The 16660-nt window shown below is 72.3% G+C and carries 11 protein-coding genes; 2 read left to right on the forward strand and 9 right to left on the reverse strand.

Going from position 1 to position 16660, the window contains the following annotated elements:
• Positions 1–2: 2 nt before the first annotated feature.
• Positions 3–1856 (reverse strand): ABC transporter ATP-binding protein, encoded by a 1854-nt coding sequence (locus ACZ4SF_RS21585; protein ID WP_468386725.1) that lies wholly within the window; start codon positions 1854–1856, stop codon positions 3–5.
• Positions 1853–3754, reverse strand: coding sequence for an ABC transporter ATP-binding protein (locus ACZ4SF_RS21590; RefSeq protein WP_468386728.1), 1902 nt, complete (start codon positions 3752–3754; stop codon positions 1853–1855). The genes ACZ4SF_RS21585 and ACZ4SF_RS21590 overlap by 4 nt, the downstream gene beginning before the upstream one ends.
• A gap of 376 nt (positions 3755–4130) precedes the next feature.
• Between ACZ4SF_RS21590 and ACZ4SF_RS21595 the strand changes: the two genes are divergently transcribed.
• Positions 4131–5081: a M28 family metallopeptidase gene (locus ACZ4SF_RS21595; protein WP_468386731.1), complete on the forward strand. Its 951-nt coding sequence runs from the start codon at positions 4131–4133 to the stop codon at positions 5079–5081.
• An 81-nt stretch (positions 5082–5162) separates the two neighbouring features.
• Here ACZ4SF_RS21595 and ACZ4SF_RS21600 read toward each other — a convergent pair whose 3' ends face one another.
• The 7 genes from ACZ4SF_RS21600 to ACZ4SF_RS21630 form a co-directional block, all read right to left on the reverse strand.
• A complete protein-coding gene (locus tag ACZ4SF_RS21600) occupies positions 5163–7505 on the reverse strand; it encodes an amino acid adenylation domain-containing protein (RefSeq protein ID WP_468386734.1) in 2343 nt (780 codons plus the stop codon).
• Positions 7506–7549: 44 nt separating this feature from the next.
• Positions 7550–7978: a nuclear transport factor 2 family protein gene (locus ACZ4SF_RS21605; RefSeq protein ID WP_468386736.1), complete on the reverse strand. Its 429-nt coding sequence runs from the start codon at positions 7976–7978 to the stop codon at positions 7550–7552.
• Positions 7979–8047: 69 nt separating this feature from the next.
• Positions 8048–9289 carry a beta-ketoacyl [acyl carrier protein] synthase domain-containing protein gene (locus tag ACZ4SF_RS21610; RefSeq protein WP_468386738.1) on the reverse strand — a complete coding sequence of 414 codons (1242 nt, stop codon included), beginning with the start codon at positions 9287–9289 and terminating at the stop codon, positions 8048–8050.
• An 11-nt stretch (positions 9290–9300) separates the two neighbouring features.
• Positions 9301–10314, reverse strand: a complete 1014-nt coding sequence (locus tag ACZ4SF_RS21615) for a zinc-binding dehydrogenase (protein ID WP_468386740.1) — start codon at positions 10312–10314, stop codon at positions 9301–9303.
• A 25-nt stretch (positions 10315–10339) separates the two neighbouring features.
• Positions 10340–14368 carry a non-ribosomal peptide synthetase gene (locus tag ACZ4SF_RS21620; RefSeq protein WP_468386743.1) on the reverse strand — a complete coding sequence of 1343 codons (4029 nt, stop codon included), beginning with the start codon at positions 14366–14368 and terminating at the stop codon, positions 10340–10342.
• Entirely contained in the window at positions 14365–14673 is a 309-nt protein-coding gene (locus tag ACZ4SF_RS21625; RefSeq protein ID WP_468386746.1) for an acyl carrier protein, read from the reverse strand. Before ACZ4SF_RS21625 ends, ACZ4SF_RS21620 begins: the two co-directional genes overlap by 4 nt.
• Before the next feature lie 26 nt (positions 14674–14699).
• Positions 14700–15635 (reverse strand): ketopantoate reductase family protein, encoded by a 936-nt coding sequence (locus ACZ4SF_RS21630; protein ID WP_468386748.1) that lies wholly within the window; start codon positions 15633–15635, stop codon positions 14700–14702.
• A 754-nt stretch (positions 15636–16389) separates the two neighbouring features.
• Here ACZ4SF_RS21630 and ACZ4SF_RS21635 point away from each other — a divergent pair.
• The gene (locus ACZ4SF_RS21635) at positions 16390–16638 is read left to right on the forward strand and encodes an acyl carrier protein (protein WP_468386751.1); all 249 of its coding nucleotides are present in this window, start codon (positions 16390–16392) and stop codon (positions 16636–16638) included.
• Positions 16639–16660 lie beyond the last annotated feature (22 nt).

Raw genomic sequence — 16660 nt, forward strand, 5'->3', positions numbered from 1 at the left:
GGCTACGCCAGACTGTCCCGCCACGCCTTGTGGAGATCCGCGAACCGGCCGGTGCCCGCGATGAGTTCGTCCGGCCGGCCGTCCTCGACGATCCGGCCGTGCTCCATCACCAGCACCCGGTCCGCGATCTCCACGGTGGACAGCCGGTGCGCGATCACCACGGCGGTACGGCCCCGCAGCACCGTCGTCATCGCCTGCTGCACCGCCCGCTCCCCCGGGATGTCCAGGGAACTGGTCGCCTCGTCCAGGATCAGCACCGCCGGGTCGGCGAGCAGCGCCCGGGCGAAGGCGACCAGCTGGCGCTGGCCGGCGGAGATGCGCCCGCCGCGCTTGCGGACGTCGGTGTCGTAGCCGTCGGGCAGGGCGCTGATGAACTCGTGCGCGCCGATCGCCTTGGCGGCCTGCTCGATCTCCTGCCGGGTGGCGTCGGGCCGGCCGATCGCGATGTTGTCGGCGACCGTGCCGGAGAACAGGAACGCCTCCTGCGTCACCATGACCACCCCGCGCCGCAGTTCGGGCATCGCCAGCTCGCGCAGGTCCACGCCGTCCAGCAGGACGCGTCCGGCGGAGGGGTCGTAGAAGCGGGCGAGCAGCTTGGCCAGGGTCGACTTGCCCGCGCCGGTGGAACCGACGACCGCGACCGTCTGCCCGGCCGGCAGGGTGAGGTCGAAGCGGGGCAGCACCTCGCCGCCCGTGCGGTAGCCGAAACCGACCCCGTCGAAGACGACCTCGCGGCCCGGGAACTCGTCCTTGAGAGGCGGAAGTTCGCGTGGTTGCGCGGGCTCCGGCACGGACGGGGTCTGCGCCAGCAGGCCGGCGATCTTCTCCAGGGAGGCGGCGGCCGACTGGTAGGAGTTCAGGAACATGCCGAGCCGGTCGATCGGGTCGTAGAGCCGGCGCAGATACAGCACCGCCGCGGCCAGCACACCCAGCTCCAGCGAGCCGGACGCCACCCGGTGGGCACCCCACAGCACGATTCCGGCGACCGCCGTGTTGGCGACGAGCCGGGAACCGGTCACGTAGCGGGCCATCTCCAGCAGCGCGTCCCCGTTGGTGCGCTCGTGCCGCTGGTTCAGCACGGCGAACTCGGCGTCGTTGGCGGCCTCCCGGCGGAAAGCGCGCACCGGCCGGATGCCGTTCATCGTCTCCACGAACTTCACGATCACCGCCGCGATCGCCGTGGACCGCGCCCGGTAGATCCGCCCCGCGCGCCGCTGGTAGATCCGCACGAGCAGGTACAGCGGCACGAAGGAGGCCACCGCGACCGCGCCCAGGCCGAGGTCCAGCCAGAGCAGCAGTGCCGCGATGTAGACGAAGGACAGCATGACGGTCACCAGCTCCTGGAGGCCGTCGTTGAGGAGTTCGCGCAGTGACTCGACGTCCGTGGTGGACCGGGAGATCAGCCGGCCCGAGGTGTACCGCTCGTGGAAGTCCACGCTCAGCGCCTGCGCATGCCGGAAGATCCTGCCCCGCAGGTCCAGCAGCACGTCCTGGCTGACCCGCGCGCAGGCCTCGATGAACGCGAACTGCAGCACGCCCGAGGCCAGGGCGCACAGCAGATAGGCGACGGCGACCGCGATCAGCGGGCCGTGCCGGTCGTCCCGGAACGCCGGTACGGCGTTGTCGATGGCGTACGCCACCAGCAGCGGGCCCACCTGCACCGCGGCCTGCTGGAGCAGCAGCAGGAGCGTGGTGAGCGCGGCCCGGGCCTTCACGGGGGCGAGCAGCGAGCGCAGCAGGGCGGAGGTGGCGCCGGGCGGGGTGGGCAGGACGTCCTGGTCGAAGGGGTCGCCGTCCGCCGGACGGTTCTGGCCGCCGCTGTCCGTGGTGGGGGCGGAGGCGGTCGTGGTCGTCATCGGTGGTCCTCCTGTGCCCCGGCCATCAGGTGGGCGTACTCGGCGTTCGTGCGCAGCAGCTCGTGATGCGTGCCGACGGCGGCGATCCGGCCGCCCGAGAGCAGGGCGACCCGGTCGGCGAGCAGCACCGTGGACGGGCGGTGGGCCACGATCAGCGCGGTGGTGTCGGCGAGGACCTGGCGCAGTGCGGCCTCCACGGCGGCCTCCGTGTGCACGTCCAGGGCGGACAGCGGGTCGTCCAGCACCAGGAACTCCGGCCGGCCGACCACGGCACGGGCCAGCGCGAGGCGCTGCCGCTGGCCGCCGGAGAGACTGAGGCCCTGTTCGCCGACCTGGGTGTCGGTGCCCTGCGGGAGCGCGTGCGCGAACTCCGCCTGCGCGACGGCGAGGGCCCGGTCGAGCTCTTGGTCCCCGGCGCCGTGCGGGGCTCCCATGAGGACGTTCTCGCCGACGCTCGCGGAGAAGAGCGTGGGTTCCTCGAAGGCCATGGCGACCTTCGCGCGGAGTTCCTCGCGGGGCATCGCGGTGATGTCGACGCCGTCGAGGGTGATACGGCCGGAGGTGACCTCGTGCAGCCGGGGGACGAGCGCGGTGAGCGTGGTCTTGCCGCTGCCGGTGGCGCCGACCAGGGCCATGGACTCGCCGGGGCGGATGTGGAGGTCGATGTGGGTGAGGAGGGGCGGGGAACCGGGGGGTGCGTCGGGGTAGCGGAACCGCACGTTCTCGAACCGCAGTCCGGACCCGGCCGCGGGCACTCGTGCGTCCCTTGGCTCCTCACCGGCCCGGGGGGATTCCCAGGCGGCACGGGCGGGCGAGGGGGCTGCGCCCCGCCCGGGCGAAGCCGGGAGCGTGGGGGTGGCACCTGTCGGCGCCGAGTGGCGGGAGCCGCCCCCGGCCGACTGGTCTTCCGGCACTTCGTCGAGGACCTCGAAGTACCGTTCCGTGGCGGTCGCCGCCTCCTGGCTCATCGCCAGCAGGAAGCCGATCGAGTCCACCGGCCAGCGCAGCGCAAGTGCCGTGCTCAGAAAGGCGACCAGAGTGCCGGCCGAGAGACCGCCGTCGGCCACCCGGATCGCGCCCAGGACCAGCGCCGCCCCGATCGCCACCTCCGGGAGGGCGACGATGATGCCCCAGAGGGTCGCCAGCAGCCGGGCCTTGCGCAGTTCCGTGCCGCGCAGCGTGCCCGACAGTGCGCGGAACGCCCGCGCCTGGCTGCGGTGGCGGCCGAAGCCCTTGATGATGCGGATGCCGAGCACGCTCTCCTCGACCACCGTCGTCAGGTCCCCGACCTGGTCCTGGGCGCGCCGGGCCACCTCCGCGTACCGCCGTTCGAACACCACGCAGGTCCACATCAGGGGCAGGACCGGGCCGAGGACGAGCAGGCCGAGCACCCAGTCCTGGGCCAGCAGGATCGCCACGCCGACGGCGATCGTCACACCGTTGACGAGCAGGAACGTCAGCGGGAAGGCGAGGAACATGCGCACCAGCATCAGATCGGTCGTGCCCCGGGAGAGCAGCTGGCCGGAGGCCCAGCGGTCGTGGAAGGACACGGGCAGACGCTGCAGCCGGCGGTAGAGGTCCGCGCGCATCTCCGCCTCGACGTGCGACAGCGGGCGGGCGACCAGCCACCGTCTTATGCCGAACAGGACCGCCTCGGCGATGCCGAGCAGGAGCAGGTACAGCGCACCGAGCCAGACGCCCGCCGGGTCCCGGTCCGCGACCGGACCGTCGACCATCCACTTCAGGACGAGCGGGATCACCAGCCCGCTGCAGGACGCGACTATCGCGACGAACGCGGCGGTGAACAGCCGGGCGCGCACGGGACGGACGTACGGCCACAGGCGGAGCAGGGTGCGGACTGCGGAACGGTCCTCGGTGGTTGCACGTGTCGTGGGCATCACGTGCGAGCCTACGGACCGGCACTGACAACGCCCACCGAGTTTCGACCGGGCCGGGATCGGGCGTTGTCCCTGAGACCCGTGTGCGTGTGGATCCGTACGGCGCGCCGGCTTGCGTAAAGCGAAACCGGGCCGTATGAAATGCGCCATCAATTCTGCTTTATTTCGACGCCTTTGCAGCCGTCAAGGCGTGATTTCTGCACCCGCTCCGGCGGAAGCGGTGTTGTTGCCAACCTGGCGCAAAAGGAACGCCCACTTCACTCCACTTGTGAAGGCGGTGGCGGGCCGACCGAACGGCGTGAAATATTCGGGACGATCACGGGGGACCCCTTGATCGGAAAAGTCAAGCGCCCGCATCTCAGAGGGGAAATTCGCAGTGCCTTTCGTTTCGTCCCGTTCAGCCGTCGTCGCGGCCACAACGCTCTCCGCCCTGCTGCTGGGCACGGCCGGTGTGCACGCCGAAGAGCCTGCTCACAAGGCTTCTGCTCCTGACATCTCGGTCGCCAAGGTGATGCGTCACCTTGATGCCCTGCAGAAGATCTCGGACGCCAACAACGGCAACCGGGCCCATGGCACGCCGGGTTATCAGGCGTCCCTCGACTACGTCAAGGGAAAGCTGGACGCCGCCGGATACAAGACCTCGATCCAGGAATTCGAGTTCGGCGGGAAGAAAAGCTGGAACCTGATTGCCGACTGGCCGCACGGCGGCCGCTCCGGAAAGGTGCTCATGGTCGGTGCGCACCTCGACTCGGTGGACACGGGCCCCGGAATCAATGACAACGGCTCCAGCGTGGGAGCCATCCTGGAGACCGCACTCACGGTTTCCGCCAAGCAGGTCAGTCCCTCCCACCACCTCCGGTTCGCCTTCTGGGGAACCGAGGAGGAGACCTACATCGGCTCCACGCACTACGTGAACACCCTGCCGACGTCCGAGCTGTCGAAGATCAGCGCCTACCTGAACTTCGACATGATCGGTTCGCCCAACCCGGGCTACTTCGTCTACGACCAGAGCCCCGAGGTCGCCCGGCACTTCAAGGCCTTCTTCGACGCCAAGGGCATCCCCACCGAGCCCGCCACCGCGCTCAACGGCCGCAGCGACCACGAGCCGTTCCTGGCCAAGGGCGTCCCGGTGGGCGGCATCTTCACCGGCTCCGCCGAGGTCAAGACCCCGGAGCAGGTCGCGAAGTGGGGCGGCACCGCCGGCGAGGCCATGGACAAGTGCTACCACCTGGCCTGTGACACCCCCGCCAACATCAACCAGCGCACCCTGGACGTCAACTCCGACGCCATCGCGGCGATGGTGTGGAAGATGGGCGTCCGTCAGTAACCGAGCGGCCGGCGCCGGGTGAGGCGCGGGGCGGGGCATCCGGTGGTCCGGTCGGACGGCCGGCTGCCCCGCCCCCTCGCGTCAGCGCGGGCGGCGGCTGCGGGGACGTGCCGCCAGACGGGCCAGCTGGTCCCGGTCCACCTTGCCGGTGGGCCCGACCGGCAGGGCCTGCAGGACGAGCACATGCTCCGGGAGCATGTAGCTGGGCAGGGCGCCGGCGAGATGACGGCGGACGAGACCGCCGGTCACCTCCTGCTCCCCCGCCCCGCCGGCGACGGCCGCCACGATCTGCGGGCCGTCGTCGCCGCGCAGCGTGGTGACCGCGCAGTCCACGACCCCCGGCACCCGTCGCAGCGCGGCCAGCACCTCGCCCAGCTCGATCCGGTAGCCGCGCACCTTCACCTGGTCGTCCCGGCGGCCCCGGAACTCCAGGTTGCCGTCGGTCCGCCACAGGGCCCGGTCGCCGGTGGCGTACATCCGCTCGCCCTCCAGGCCGCCGACCGTGTCGGCGGTGAACTTCGCGGCCGACAGCTCCGGATCGCCCACGTACCCGTCGGCCACGGCCACGCCCGCGATGTAGAGGTCGCCCTCCACGCCGATCGGCAGCGGCTTGCGGTCCTCGTCCAGGACGTAGTAGCGGGCGTTCTGGATCGGCTTGCCGTACGGCACGCTGGTCCACTCCGGGTCGATCTCGCCGACGTCGAAGTGGTTGGACCAGATGGTCGCCTCGGTCGCGCCGCCCAGCGCCACGACACGGGCCTGCGGGAAGCGGGCCCGGACCCGGCCGGGCAGGGCCAGCGGCACCCAGTCGCCGCTGAGGAACACCAGCCGCAGAGCGGGCACCCGGGCGTCGTCCTGCGGTTCCTCGGCGAAGGACATCACCATGCTCAGCGCAGCCGGAGCGGAGTCCCAGAAGGTCACCGGCTCGTGCAGCATGATCTCCAGCAGCCGCTCGCCGTCGGAGAGCTCCGCCGCCGGGACCACGCGCAGGCTGGCGCCCGCCGCCAGGACACCCAGCAGGTCGTACACCGAGAGGTCGAAGGTGAGCGCGGTGACCCACAGCAGACAGTCGTCAGGCCCCACCTCGTAGGTCTCGTTGACCCACTGGATGACGTTCACGGCACTGCGGTGGCGCACCGAGACGCCCTTGGGCACGCCGGTGGAGCCGGAGGTGAAGATGACGTACGCGGTGTCGTCGGCGCCCGGTCCGGCGGGCAGCGGCAGTTCGCCGGCGGCCTGCACGTCGCTCCACGTGCTGATCACCGGCGTGTACGGCGTGCTCGGTTCCGCCGGTGCCAGGCGCAGTACGACGTCGTAGCGGTCCCGCAGGGCGGGCGGCCAGGCCTCCCCCTCGCGGCGGTGGATCTCCGCACGCACCGGCAGGCCGAGCTGGTCGGCCAGGCGCTCGAACCACGCGGCGGGCACCTGCAGATGGCCGCCCTGGCCCCGGCCCTCGCCCGGCTCCGACAGGTCGGCGAGGACCACCGCCCCGCCCGGCGCCAGGGCGCCCAGCGCGTCCCGGAGCACGGACCGCAGGTACTCGAAGCCCGGGAAGAACTGGGCGACGCTGGCCAGCACCACCACATCGGTGCCTTCCGGCTCCAGCACGCCGCCGAGCCCGTCGGCCGGGGCCTGCACGAACCGCGCGCCCTCGCCGTACTCCCGGGCCGCCCGCTCCAGCGCCACGGACGACACGTCGACGCCCGTGTAGCCGGCGACCCGGTCGCGCAGCGCGCAGGCGACGAGACCGGCGCCGCAGCCCACCTCGACGACCCGGGGCCGGTCGGCCACCGACAGCACGAGGTCGCGCACGTGCGAGACGTACGTCCCGATCTCCGCGGCGGTGATGCCGTCGGCCGGGTTCTGGTTGAAGCCCGAGGCCCGGGCCTGGTCCTCGTCCTCGGCGACGGTGTCCCAGAGCAGGCCCACCGCCTCCGTGTCCAGCGGGTCCGGGGTCACGGCCGACAGGTCCGTGCAGACCAGCCGGAGGCCGGCGCCCGCGAGGTGCCCGGCCTCCTCCGCGCGGCGCGCCAGGGCACGGCTGGTGACGATCCAGCCGATGCCCAGGTGGCCCACGGGGGTGGCGATCCGCGAGGCCGGCCAGCGCGCGTCCAGCGGCACGTAGGCGGCACCGGAGCGCAGCACGCCCACGACGGCCCGCACGCTGTCGTACGAGTTCTCGTGCAGGATGCCGACGAACGCGCCCCGGCCGACGCCCTGGGCGCTCAGGAAGCGGGCGAGCCGGCCCGAGTCGGCCCAGAGCTGCCCGTACGTCCTGACCTCGTCGTCGCCGAGGCGGACGGCCGGGGCGTCCGGGTTCTCCCGTACGCGCCGTTCGATCAGGTCGATCATGCTGACCTGGTCCTCGAACGGCCGAGCCGTGTCGTTCCACTCGGCCGGCGGCAGCTCCCACTGCTCTGCCATCTGCTCTGCCCTCCTCCGTGAGCCGCGAATGTGGTGGCGGAGCGTCAGATGACGCGGCCGTACTTGGGGTTGTCGCGGTGGATGGTCCGCTCGCGGATGCGCAGCTCGCCGTCCACGCGCACCATGCGGTCCTCGACGCTGGACGAGGAGAAGAAGTGGACCTCGTCCTTGGTGTTGGTCTGGGTCACCAGCGAGTAGTAGGTGACGCGCAGGCCGTCGCCCTCGGCCGGCTCGATCAGGAAGTGGTCGAACCAGTGGCGGGTGACCAGGCCCTCGTACATCGGGAGCATGCTCTTCATCTTGGTGCGCATCGCCTCACGGCCCTCCACCTTCTCGCCGCGGTGCGGGTGGGCGACCGAGCCGTCCTCGGTGAAGGTGGCGGTGAACTGCTCGATGTCGAGGTCGTCCAGGACGCGCATCTGACGGGCGTAGAAGTTCTTGACCTCGATGTAGAGGTCGGCGTTGACGGACATGCCTGCTCCTTGCTTCTTGCTCGGTAGAAAAAGTCCGGAGGGAGATCCGGGAGGGAAAGGGGTGACCGGTCAGCCGGCCGGGGCTTCCTCCAGGACGAGGAAGGCGTTGGTGCCGCCCACGCCGGCCGACATCAGGCCGGCCGTGCGGGGGCGGCCGTTCGCGGTCCAGGGACGGCCTTCGGGGAGGATCCCGAAGCGCGCGCCGCGCCCGGTGAACTCCTCGATGGGGTCCTCGGTGTTGGGGGTCGCGGGCAGGAAGCCGCGGTCCATCGCGAGGCAGGTCTTGATCAGGGCGGCCATGCCGGCCGCGGTGTCGCAGTGGCCGACGGAGGCCTTCACGGAGCCGACCGCCACCGGCTCGCCCTCGGTGCCGAGCGCCTCGATCAGGGCGGTGGCCTCGATCTGGTCGTTCAGCGGGATGCCGACCCCGTGCGTCTCGACGTAGTCGACGTCGGCCCCGGTCAGTCCGGCGGCCTCCAGGGCCCGGCGCACGGCGCGGACCTTGCCGTCGACGCCCGGGATGACGAAACCGGGTTTGGCGCGGCCGTCGTTGGTGACGGCGCTGCCCCGGATGACGGCGTACACCGGGTCGCCGTCGCGCAGCGCGTCGTCGAGCCGGCGCAGCAGGACCGCGCCGGAGCCGTCCCCGGGGACCACGCCGTTGTGGCGGCGGTCGAAGGGGCGCACGACGCCCTCGGTGGAGTAGATGCTGCGCGGGGTGCGCAGATACGTGCCGTCGGCGTCCTCCTGGATGGCGACGGCACCCGCGAGGGCGTAGTCACAGGCGTGCAGCCGCAGGCTCTGGCAGGCCAGATGGACGGCGACGGCCGAGGTGGCGCACGCCGAGTCCAGCATCAGCGACTCGCCCCACAGGTCCTGGAGATAGGAGAAGTAGGGCCCGGCGAACGTCGGGTCGACGTGCACCACGTCGTCGAAGGCGGCCCGCGGCACATGCTTGGTGCGGGCGCAGCCGGCGTACACGGCGGTCCGGTCGGCGATCGCCGACAGCTTCAGCCCGGCGTCCTCGGCCGCCTGCCACAGCGACTCCTGGAGGATGCCGTGCTGCGGGTCCAGGCCCTCTATGCCGACGAGGGCGCTGTCGTAGGTGTCCCGGTGCGGGGCCACTCCCCACGAGTGCACCCGCAGCCGGTCCTCACCGAGGTCCTCCACGACCGGCACCGGCTCCCGCTGGAAGCAGTCACGGCCCGCGACGAGGTTGGCCCAGAACGCCTCGACGTCGGGCGCCTTGGCGAAGCGCCCGCCCACACCGATGACGGCGACCGGGTCGGAGCGCTGGGAGAGTTCTGACATGCGACCCTGCCTCAGTCGAAGGTGAGCGCGACCTTGACGACCCCGTCCCCGCGGTGGTGAGCGAGGTCGAAGGCGTCGGCGATGTTCTTGATGTCGAAGGTGTGGGTGATGTGGTCGTCCACGCGGATCGAGCCGTCCCCGATGAGGTCCAGGGCGGTGCGGAAGGAGGCGAGACCCGGCTCCAGCTGGGCGCCGCCCACCGCGTGGATCAGGTGGGCGTTGCGCACGAAGAGATGGGCGTACGGGATGTGCATGTCGTAGTCCTCGGGCATGCCGAAGAAGCCGAGCCGGCCCTGCTGGCCGACCATGCGCATCGCGTGCGCGCGGGCGCCGTCGGTGCCGGCCGCCTCGATGACCAGGTCGGCGCCCTGGCCGCCGGTCACCTCCATGACGACCTCCTCGGCGTTCTGCCCCGGCACCAGCACGGTGGCGTCCGCGCCGAGCGAACGCGCCACCTCGAGCCGGCCCGGCTCCAGGTCGACCGCCACGACCTTCTCGAAGCCGCGGTGCTTGAGCATCTGCAGGAACAGCAGGCCCGCCGAGCCGACGCCGACGACGGCGGCCGTACGGCCCTCGGGCACCGGTTCCGGCCAGAACCGCTTGAGCGCGAAGACGACCGTGCCGAGCTGCTGCGCCATCAGGTGGACGGAGGGCGTGCCGGTGTTCTTCACCGGCAGCAGGAAGCGGTCGGCGATGGTCTGGTAGCGCGCGAACGACGCCATGTAGGCGTGGTTCGGCACGGTCAGCACGAAGTCGCCGGGCGCGAACCGCGCCGAGCGGCTCTCCACCACCTCGCCGATGCCCTCGTGGCCCGGGTAGCCCGCAGGACAGGGGTAGGGGTGGTCACGCATGTCCCGGAAGAAGGGGGACTCGGCGCGCACCCGGTGCACATCGCTGCCGCAGATGGCGGCGAGCGAGTTGCGGACCAGGACCTCGTCCTCCTTCAGCTCCCGGAAGGTGACCTCCTCCACCTCCAGGCGCCCGGGTTCGACGAGAACGGCGGCTTCGCCTCGTACGTGCGGCATGCGGACCTTCCTTGTTCTGGGACGTTCACGAGTGGTCGGGGCGGGCGCCGTGCGCCCAGGAGAGGGGGTGGCCGGGCAGCCGCAGCCGGCGGGCCGGGCCGTCCGGGGTCAGCCGGGGCTCGACGCCCTGGCACCAGAGCTCCGCGAGGGCACCGAGCAGGGCTTCCTCGTCCATGTCCGCGGCAGGCAGCTCCAGGACGGCCACCTCGCCGAGCTGGTCGCGGGCGACCTGCAGCAGCTTGGCGGTATCGGCCTCGGCCGACAGATGCTCGCGCTGCGGGGCGGGGCCGTCGGGCGTGACCGGCCCGAGCCCGGTGCTCCACAGCACGGCGGGCCGGCCGGGTACGGGTACGGTCCCGGACTCGTCGGCCGCGAACCGGCGCCCGTCGTCCAGGCCGAGGGCACCGCTCACCACGGCGGCCGAGATCCGGCCGGTGCCGGCACCGAGCACTGCCGCCGGGGTCACGCCCCGTTCGGCGAGCCGCTCGGCGAGCCGCACCTGAGGCGTCACGCCGTCGGTGCCTGCGGTGGCCTCCGCGAACGCGAGCGCCACGGCGGGGGCGGAGCCGGGGACGGCGTGGGCCGTGTGGCCACTGCCGTCGCGCAGGGCCCGTATCGCCTGCTCCCGGTCGTCCACGACCACGGCGAACCGGTGCGGGAACCGCTCACGGCCCCGGTCCAGGGTGTGTGCGACGTCCGCGAGTGCCATCTGCGGGTCCGCCTCCAGGTGGGCGGCCAGCCGCTCCCGGGCCACGGCGAGCGCGTCGGCGGTGGCTGCGGAGAGGGCGAGGACGTGGTGGCGGGGTCCGCCGGCCGCGGGCCGGTGCTCCGCTGCCGGGCGGGGCAACGGCGTACGGGCCGTGGTCCGCCGAGCGGTGTCCGGTACGGGTGGTGCGGCCGGCGAGGCGGCCGGTGCGGGGGCGGCTGCCGGGGCGGCCGTGGGCCGGTGGGCCGTGGCGATCAGGCGGGCCTGGTCCTGGACCGTGACGTGCCGCAGCAGGTCGATGACCGGGACGTCGGCGCCGGTCGCGAGCCGCAGCTGTTCCCGCAGCTTCACCAGCAGCAGCGAATGGCCGCCCGCGTCGAAGAAGTTGCGGTCGTCCCCGAAGCCGTCGTGCTGCAGCACCGCCTGCCAGGCCACCCGCACGCCGTCCAGTACGGAGGGCAGGGCGGGAGCCGGGGCCACGGCGGGAGCCGGAGCCGGTGCGACGGGTGCGGCGGCAGGGGCGGGCTGCAGGGGTGTTCCCCCGCGTTCCACGTCCGGCAGCCGGCGCCGGTCGATCTTGCCGGTCGGGGTGAGCGGCAGCTCGTCGACCAGCACCAGGTGGCTGGGCACCGCGAAGGCGGGCAGCCGCAGCTTGGCGTGCCGGCCGATCTCGTCTGCGTCCGTGCCGGGCGCGGCGACGGCGTAGGCGACGATCTCCTTCTCGCCGCGCCGGTTGACGCGGGTGGTGACGAAGACCGACTCGACGGCCGGGTGGGCGTCCAGCACGGCCTCCACCTCGCCGAGTTCGACGCGCTGGCTGCGGATCTTGACCTGGTTGTCCTTGCGGCCGATGAACTCCAGCAGGCCCTCCGGCGTCCACCGCACCCGGTCACCGGTGCGGTACAGCCGGGTCCCGCCGTCGGTGACGAAGCGGTCGGCGGTCATCTCCGGCGCGTTCAGGTAGCCGTCGGCCAGCCCGACGCCGCCGAGGAGCAGTTCGCCGGGCACGCCACGCGGCACAAGCCGGGTGCCGCCCTCCTCCACCACCCGCACCTCGGTGCCGGGCACCGGGCTGCCGATGGGCACCGTGCGGGCGTTCGCCGCGAGTTCGGTGATCGCGAACCAGGTGGAGGTGAAGGAGTTCTCGGTGGGTCCGTAGCTGTGCAGCAGCACGCCGGGGCGGCTCCAGCGCAGCGCGCGGCGCATGTGCTGCACGGAGATCAGCTCGCCGCCGAAGTAGACGCGGCGCAGTGACTGGAGGGTGTCGGGGGCGTCCTCGATGATCCGGTTCAGCAGCGGCGTGGTCACGAGCAGGGTGGTGATCCCGCGCGCGCGGACGACCGCCCGCATCTCACGGGGGCTGAGCACCAGGTGCTTGTCGAGGACGACGAGTTCGGCGCCGTGCGTGAGGGCGCCCCAGATCTCGTAGCTGGCGCCGTCGAAGTTGAGTGGGCACAGCTGGGCGACCACGTCCGTCTCGTCCAGCGGGATGAAGTCGGGCCGCTGGAACAGCCGGGCCAGACCCCGGTGGGGCAGGACGACACCCTTGGGCCTGCCGGTCGTCCCGGAGGTGTAGAGCACGCACAGGGTGGCGGCGTCGTCGTACGGCAGCTCGGGTGCGGCGAGGCCGCGCGCCTGGGCCGGCACCTCGTCGAGCCGTACGGCGGTGCCCTCCGGCACGTCGAGGGTGTGCCCGCAGCCCGGGTCCACGACCACGACGGCCGGGCGGGCGTCGTCCACGATCAGCTGGAGCTGGGCCTCGGGATAGGCCGGGTCGAGCGGCAGGTAGGCCGCGCCGGCCAGGGCGCTCGCCAGCCAGAACAGCGGGGTGTCCACGCCGGGCGCGAGCAGCAGGGCCACGGTGTCGCCGGGTCCCACACCCCGGTCGTGCAGCCAGCCGGCCAGCTCGCCGGCACGGGCGCCGAGTTCGCCGTAGGTGAGGACACGGTCGCCGTGGCGTACGGCGACCGCGTCGGGGCGGGTGGCCGCGTGCCGCAGGACCAGCTCGGGGATGCCGGGCGCCGGTGCCGTGAGGGGTGCGCCGTGCGCGGCGACCCGGGACAGGCCGGGGTCGCAGGCGGCGAGGAGATCGCCGCACGAGGTGTCCGGGGCGGCCACCGCACGGGCCAGCAGCTCGCGCAGTTCCCCGGCGAACAGCTCGGCGGTGGCGTGGCGGTAGCGGGCGGTGTCGTAGTAGACGCACAGGCGGGTGCCGGCCGAGCCCTCGAGCACGTTGACCGAGAACTCGTACTTCGTCGTCTCGTCCGGGTGGTCGAAGCGGCGCACGGTCACGTCGCCGGCCTGCCACTCCTCCTCGTAGGCCGGCGTGTACATGAACGCCGTGCGTTCCACGCCCGGGCCGTCGGACTGCTCGCTGCGGATCTCGCGCAGCCGTCGCATCGGCAGATGGGTGTGGTCCATCGCGTCGAGCATCTGCTCGCGCAGCCGGGCCGTGACGTCGAGGAAACGGTCGGCGGAGTCCGACCGGCTGCGCAGGGGAAGCACCCGGCTGAACAGGTCGACACGCTCGGCGTCGGCGTCCCGGCGGCCGGCGAAGACCATGCCGAGGGTGCCCTCGGACTCGCCGGCCCATGCGTGCAGCAGCACCGACCAGGCCGCGAGCACCACCACGGAGGGGGAGCTGCGCTCGGCCGCGGCCAGCGCCTGGACGCCGGCGGCGACCTCGGCGGGGAGGAGGACCTCCACCCGGCCGGAGGGGCCGGGGAAGCCGTCCTCGGGCACCAGGTCGTACGGGGGCGCGAGGGAGGCGGGGGCCTCGCGCAGGGCGGCGGCCCAGTACTCCTCGGCGGCGGCGTCGGCCAGGCCGTCGCCGGTGGCATCGATGTCGGGAGCCGGGCGCGGGGCGAGGCCCGGGCCGCCCGCCACCCGGGACCGGTACGCCTCGACCAGGTCCTCGGCGACGATCCGGCTGGACCAGCCGTCGGAGACGATGTGGTGCATCGTCAGGGCGAGCAGAGCGCCGCCCTCGCCGGTCAGCAGGGTGGCCCGCAGCAGGGGCGCGGTGGCGATGCCGAGGGGGGCGCGGCCGGCGACGACGGCGCGGGCGAGGGCCTCGGCACGGTCGTACCGGCCGGGCAGCCGCTCGGTGACGAAGGCCAGGGGCGGCTCCGCCTCGGCGGTGCGCCACAGCTCGCCGCCGTCGGTGGAGAAGGAACTGCGCAGGGCGGGGTGCGCACGCAGGACGTCGCCGAGGGCGGCTCGCAGCGCCGGTACGTCGACGTCCGGGGTGAACTCCAGGTCGACCGGGACGTTGTAACGGTCGGAGTCCGGTTCGCGCTGGCAGGCGAGCCAGACGTCCAGCTGCTCGGAGGAGGCCGGTTCCCTCACTTCGGGACCGCCACGTGCTCGCCGGCGGTGTTCGCCTGCAGGGCGCGCACCAGGTCGGCCACCGTGCGGACGGAGCGGAAGTGGACCGGGGTGAACTCGGCGTCCGTGATCTTCACGCCGAACCGCGCCTCACACTGGGCGCGCAGCTCCACGAAGCCGAGGGAGTCCAGCCCCAGGACGTCCTGGAGACCGTCGTCGTCCCCGATGCGGTCAGCGGGCACGTCGAGGAAGAGGTCGTCGACGAGGATCTGCTTCAGCGTGGCTTCCAGGGTTTCGGCCTGCTTCTCGCCCGAACCGACAGTCATAACGTTTCTCCATTGCTGTAGGTGGATCAGTGCGGTGCGGGAGCTTCCGCCCGCCGTTCCCGCTCCGCGGCCCGGCGCGTCAGCTCGGCGATCGCCGGCAGGGCCAGGTCGTGGTCCCGGGCGCGGCGCAGCACCGGCTCGGTGAGCGCGGCGAGTTCGGTGGGCCGGACACCGGCCGCCACGTCCCGGTGCAGGGAGGTGTCGGTCCGGCCGGGCAGCTTGTCGAGGGTGTTCAGCAGGTCTTGTCCGTCGACGGCGACGGCCTCGGCCGCCGCGACGGCGCAGGCTTCTCGTGCGGCGTCGTGCAGCAGCATCCGCAGCTCGGGCTGCCGGCGGACCACGCCGAGCGGGCCGTCGGCGGCGGTGGTGGCCAGGGCCAGCGGCAGCAGGAGGACCAGCTTGCGCCACAGGACGCTCGCCGGGTCAGGCTCGGTGACGCCGCCGATGCCGGCGTCCGCGAGGGCTTCGGTGACCCGGGCGAGCATGCCGGGCGGCGGTGCATCGGCGTGGGTGGCGAAACCCTCGTCCGCCGCCAGAGCGACCTCGGCGAACAGGGAGTTCCAGGTCACCTGGCCCGGCCCGGTCCGTTCCGCCTCGATGCGGATGGCTCCGACGAGCTGGCGGGGGCCGAACCGGGCCCGTAGCAGGCGGGGATGGTCGAGCCCGTTGAGCAGCGGCACCACCGCGCCCGGCACCAGCGCGGGGTCGGTGCGGGCCAGGGCGGCCTCGAGTGCCGGTGCCTTCACCGTCACCCAGAGGACGTCGGCCGGCTCGGCCAGCCGGCCGACCGCGCGGACCGGCACGGAGTGGTCGCCGCGCAGCCGGCTGTGGACGTCGATCGCCCCGGAGTAGCGGGCTCGGGTGCTCTCCCGCATCACCAGCGTGACGTCGTGGCCGCCACGGGCCAGGGCCGCTCCGAGGGCGAGCCCGACTCCGCCGGCGCCCAGAATCGCATGCCTCAACACGTTCCTTGGTGCATCTCGTGGGGGCGGCCGGCGCCTCGTCCGCCCCGGCCGCACGCGGCAGGGCAACCCGGAGGGGCACCGGTCGCGGGAAAGTGAACCTGAATGGCCGCCAACAGCCAGGAAAAGAGCGCCGGTTGTGGGTCAGGACAACCGAACAGCCCTAATTTTCAGTGAAGTTCGGGCGTCAGTCTGCTGCTGCGCCCTGCCGGTCTGCCGGCCCGTGCATGGTCCCCCGTAGCGGCGTACATCATTCCCCCTGTCACGCCGGATCCTGCCCCGGTCGACCGCAGCCTTGAAATACTGCGTTCACAAACGTCGCACCGACTGTAAGTAGGCCAAGTTTCAGCCGTCAACCACCTTTTCAGCCAAGTGGCTGGCCGGTGCGCATACCCCGCCAGAGGCGGTTGACACGCAGCGTCGATGTGTTGGCCGAGGTCACGGGGTAGGGCGTGGCCGATAATCGACCCTTGACTGGCTCGATGGCCACTGCCTACGCTCCAATATCGGCATTGGCCGTCACGGTGAGCATTCAGCTCGAGGACCGAACCGGATTGATCCGCCGGTTGCGCGTCCTTTTTCACGGGGGATCAACAATGGAAGTCCTCACAGCCATGCCTATGTGCGCTGCCGTCCAAGGCAGTGCACATCTCCGGTGTGATGAACTGCCAGCCGAAATGACACGGGGGAATCCCTTTTGACCGACGACGGTGTGAAGACTCGTCCGGAACCGCATTCCGAAGCAGCGGGACACATGCCTGCGCGGACGATGACAGAGCAGGTCAGGGCCGCCTGGATCGAGGTCCTCGGCCATGACGACTTCGATGACGACACCCCCTTCCTGGAAGCGGGTGGCCACTCCCTGAAAGCCACGCAGGTGCTGATCCGGCTCCGCCGGCAACTCGGCATCCACCTGCCCAACCGGCTGTTCTTCGACCACCCCACCGTCAGCGAGCTGGCGGCCGCCGTGGAACACATCGCCACCCCGTCTCCCCTCGCGTGACCGGTCGGCACCGAGACCTGAA

It is taken from the genome of Streptomyces sp. NPDC027663 (assembly GCF_055566415.1).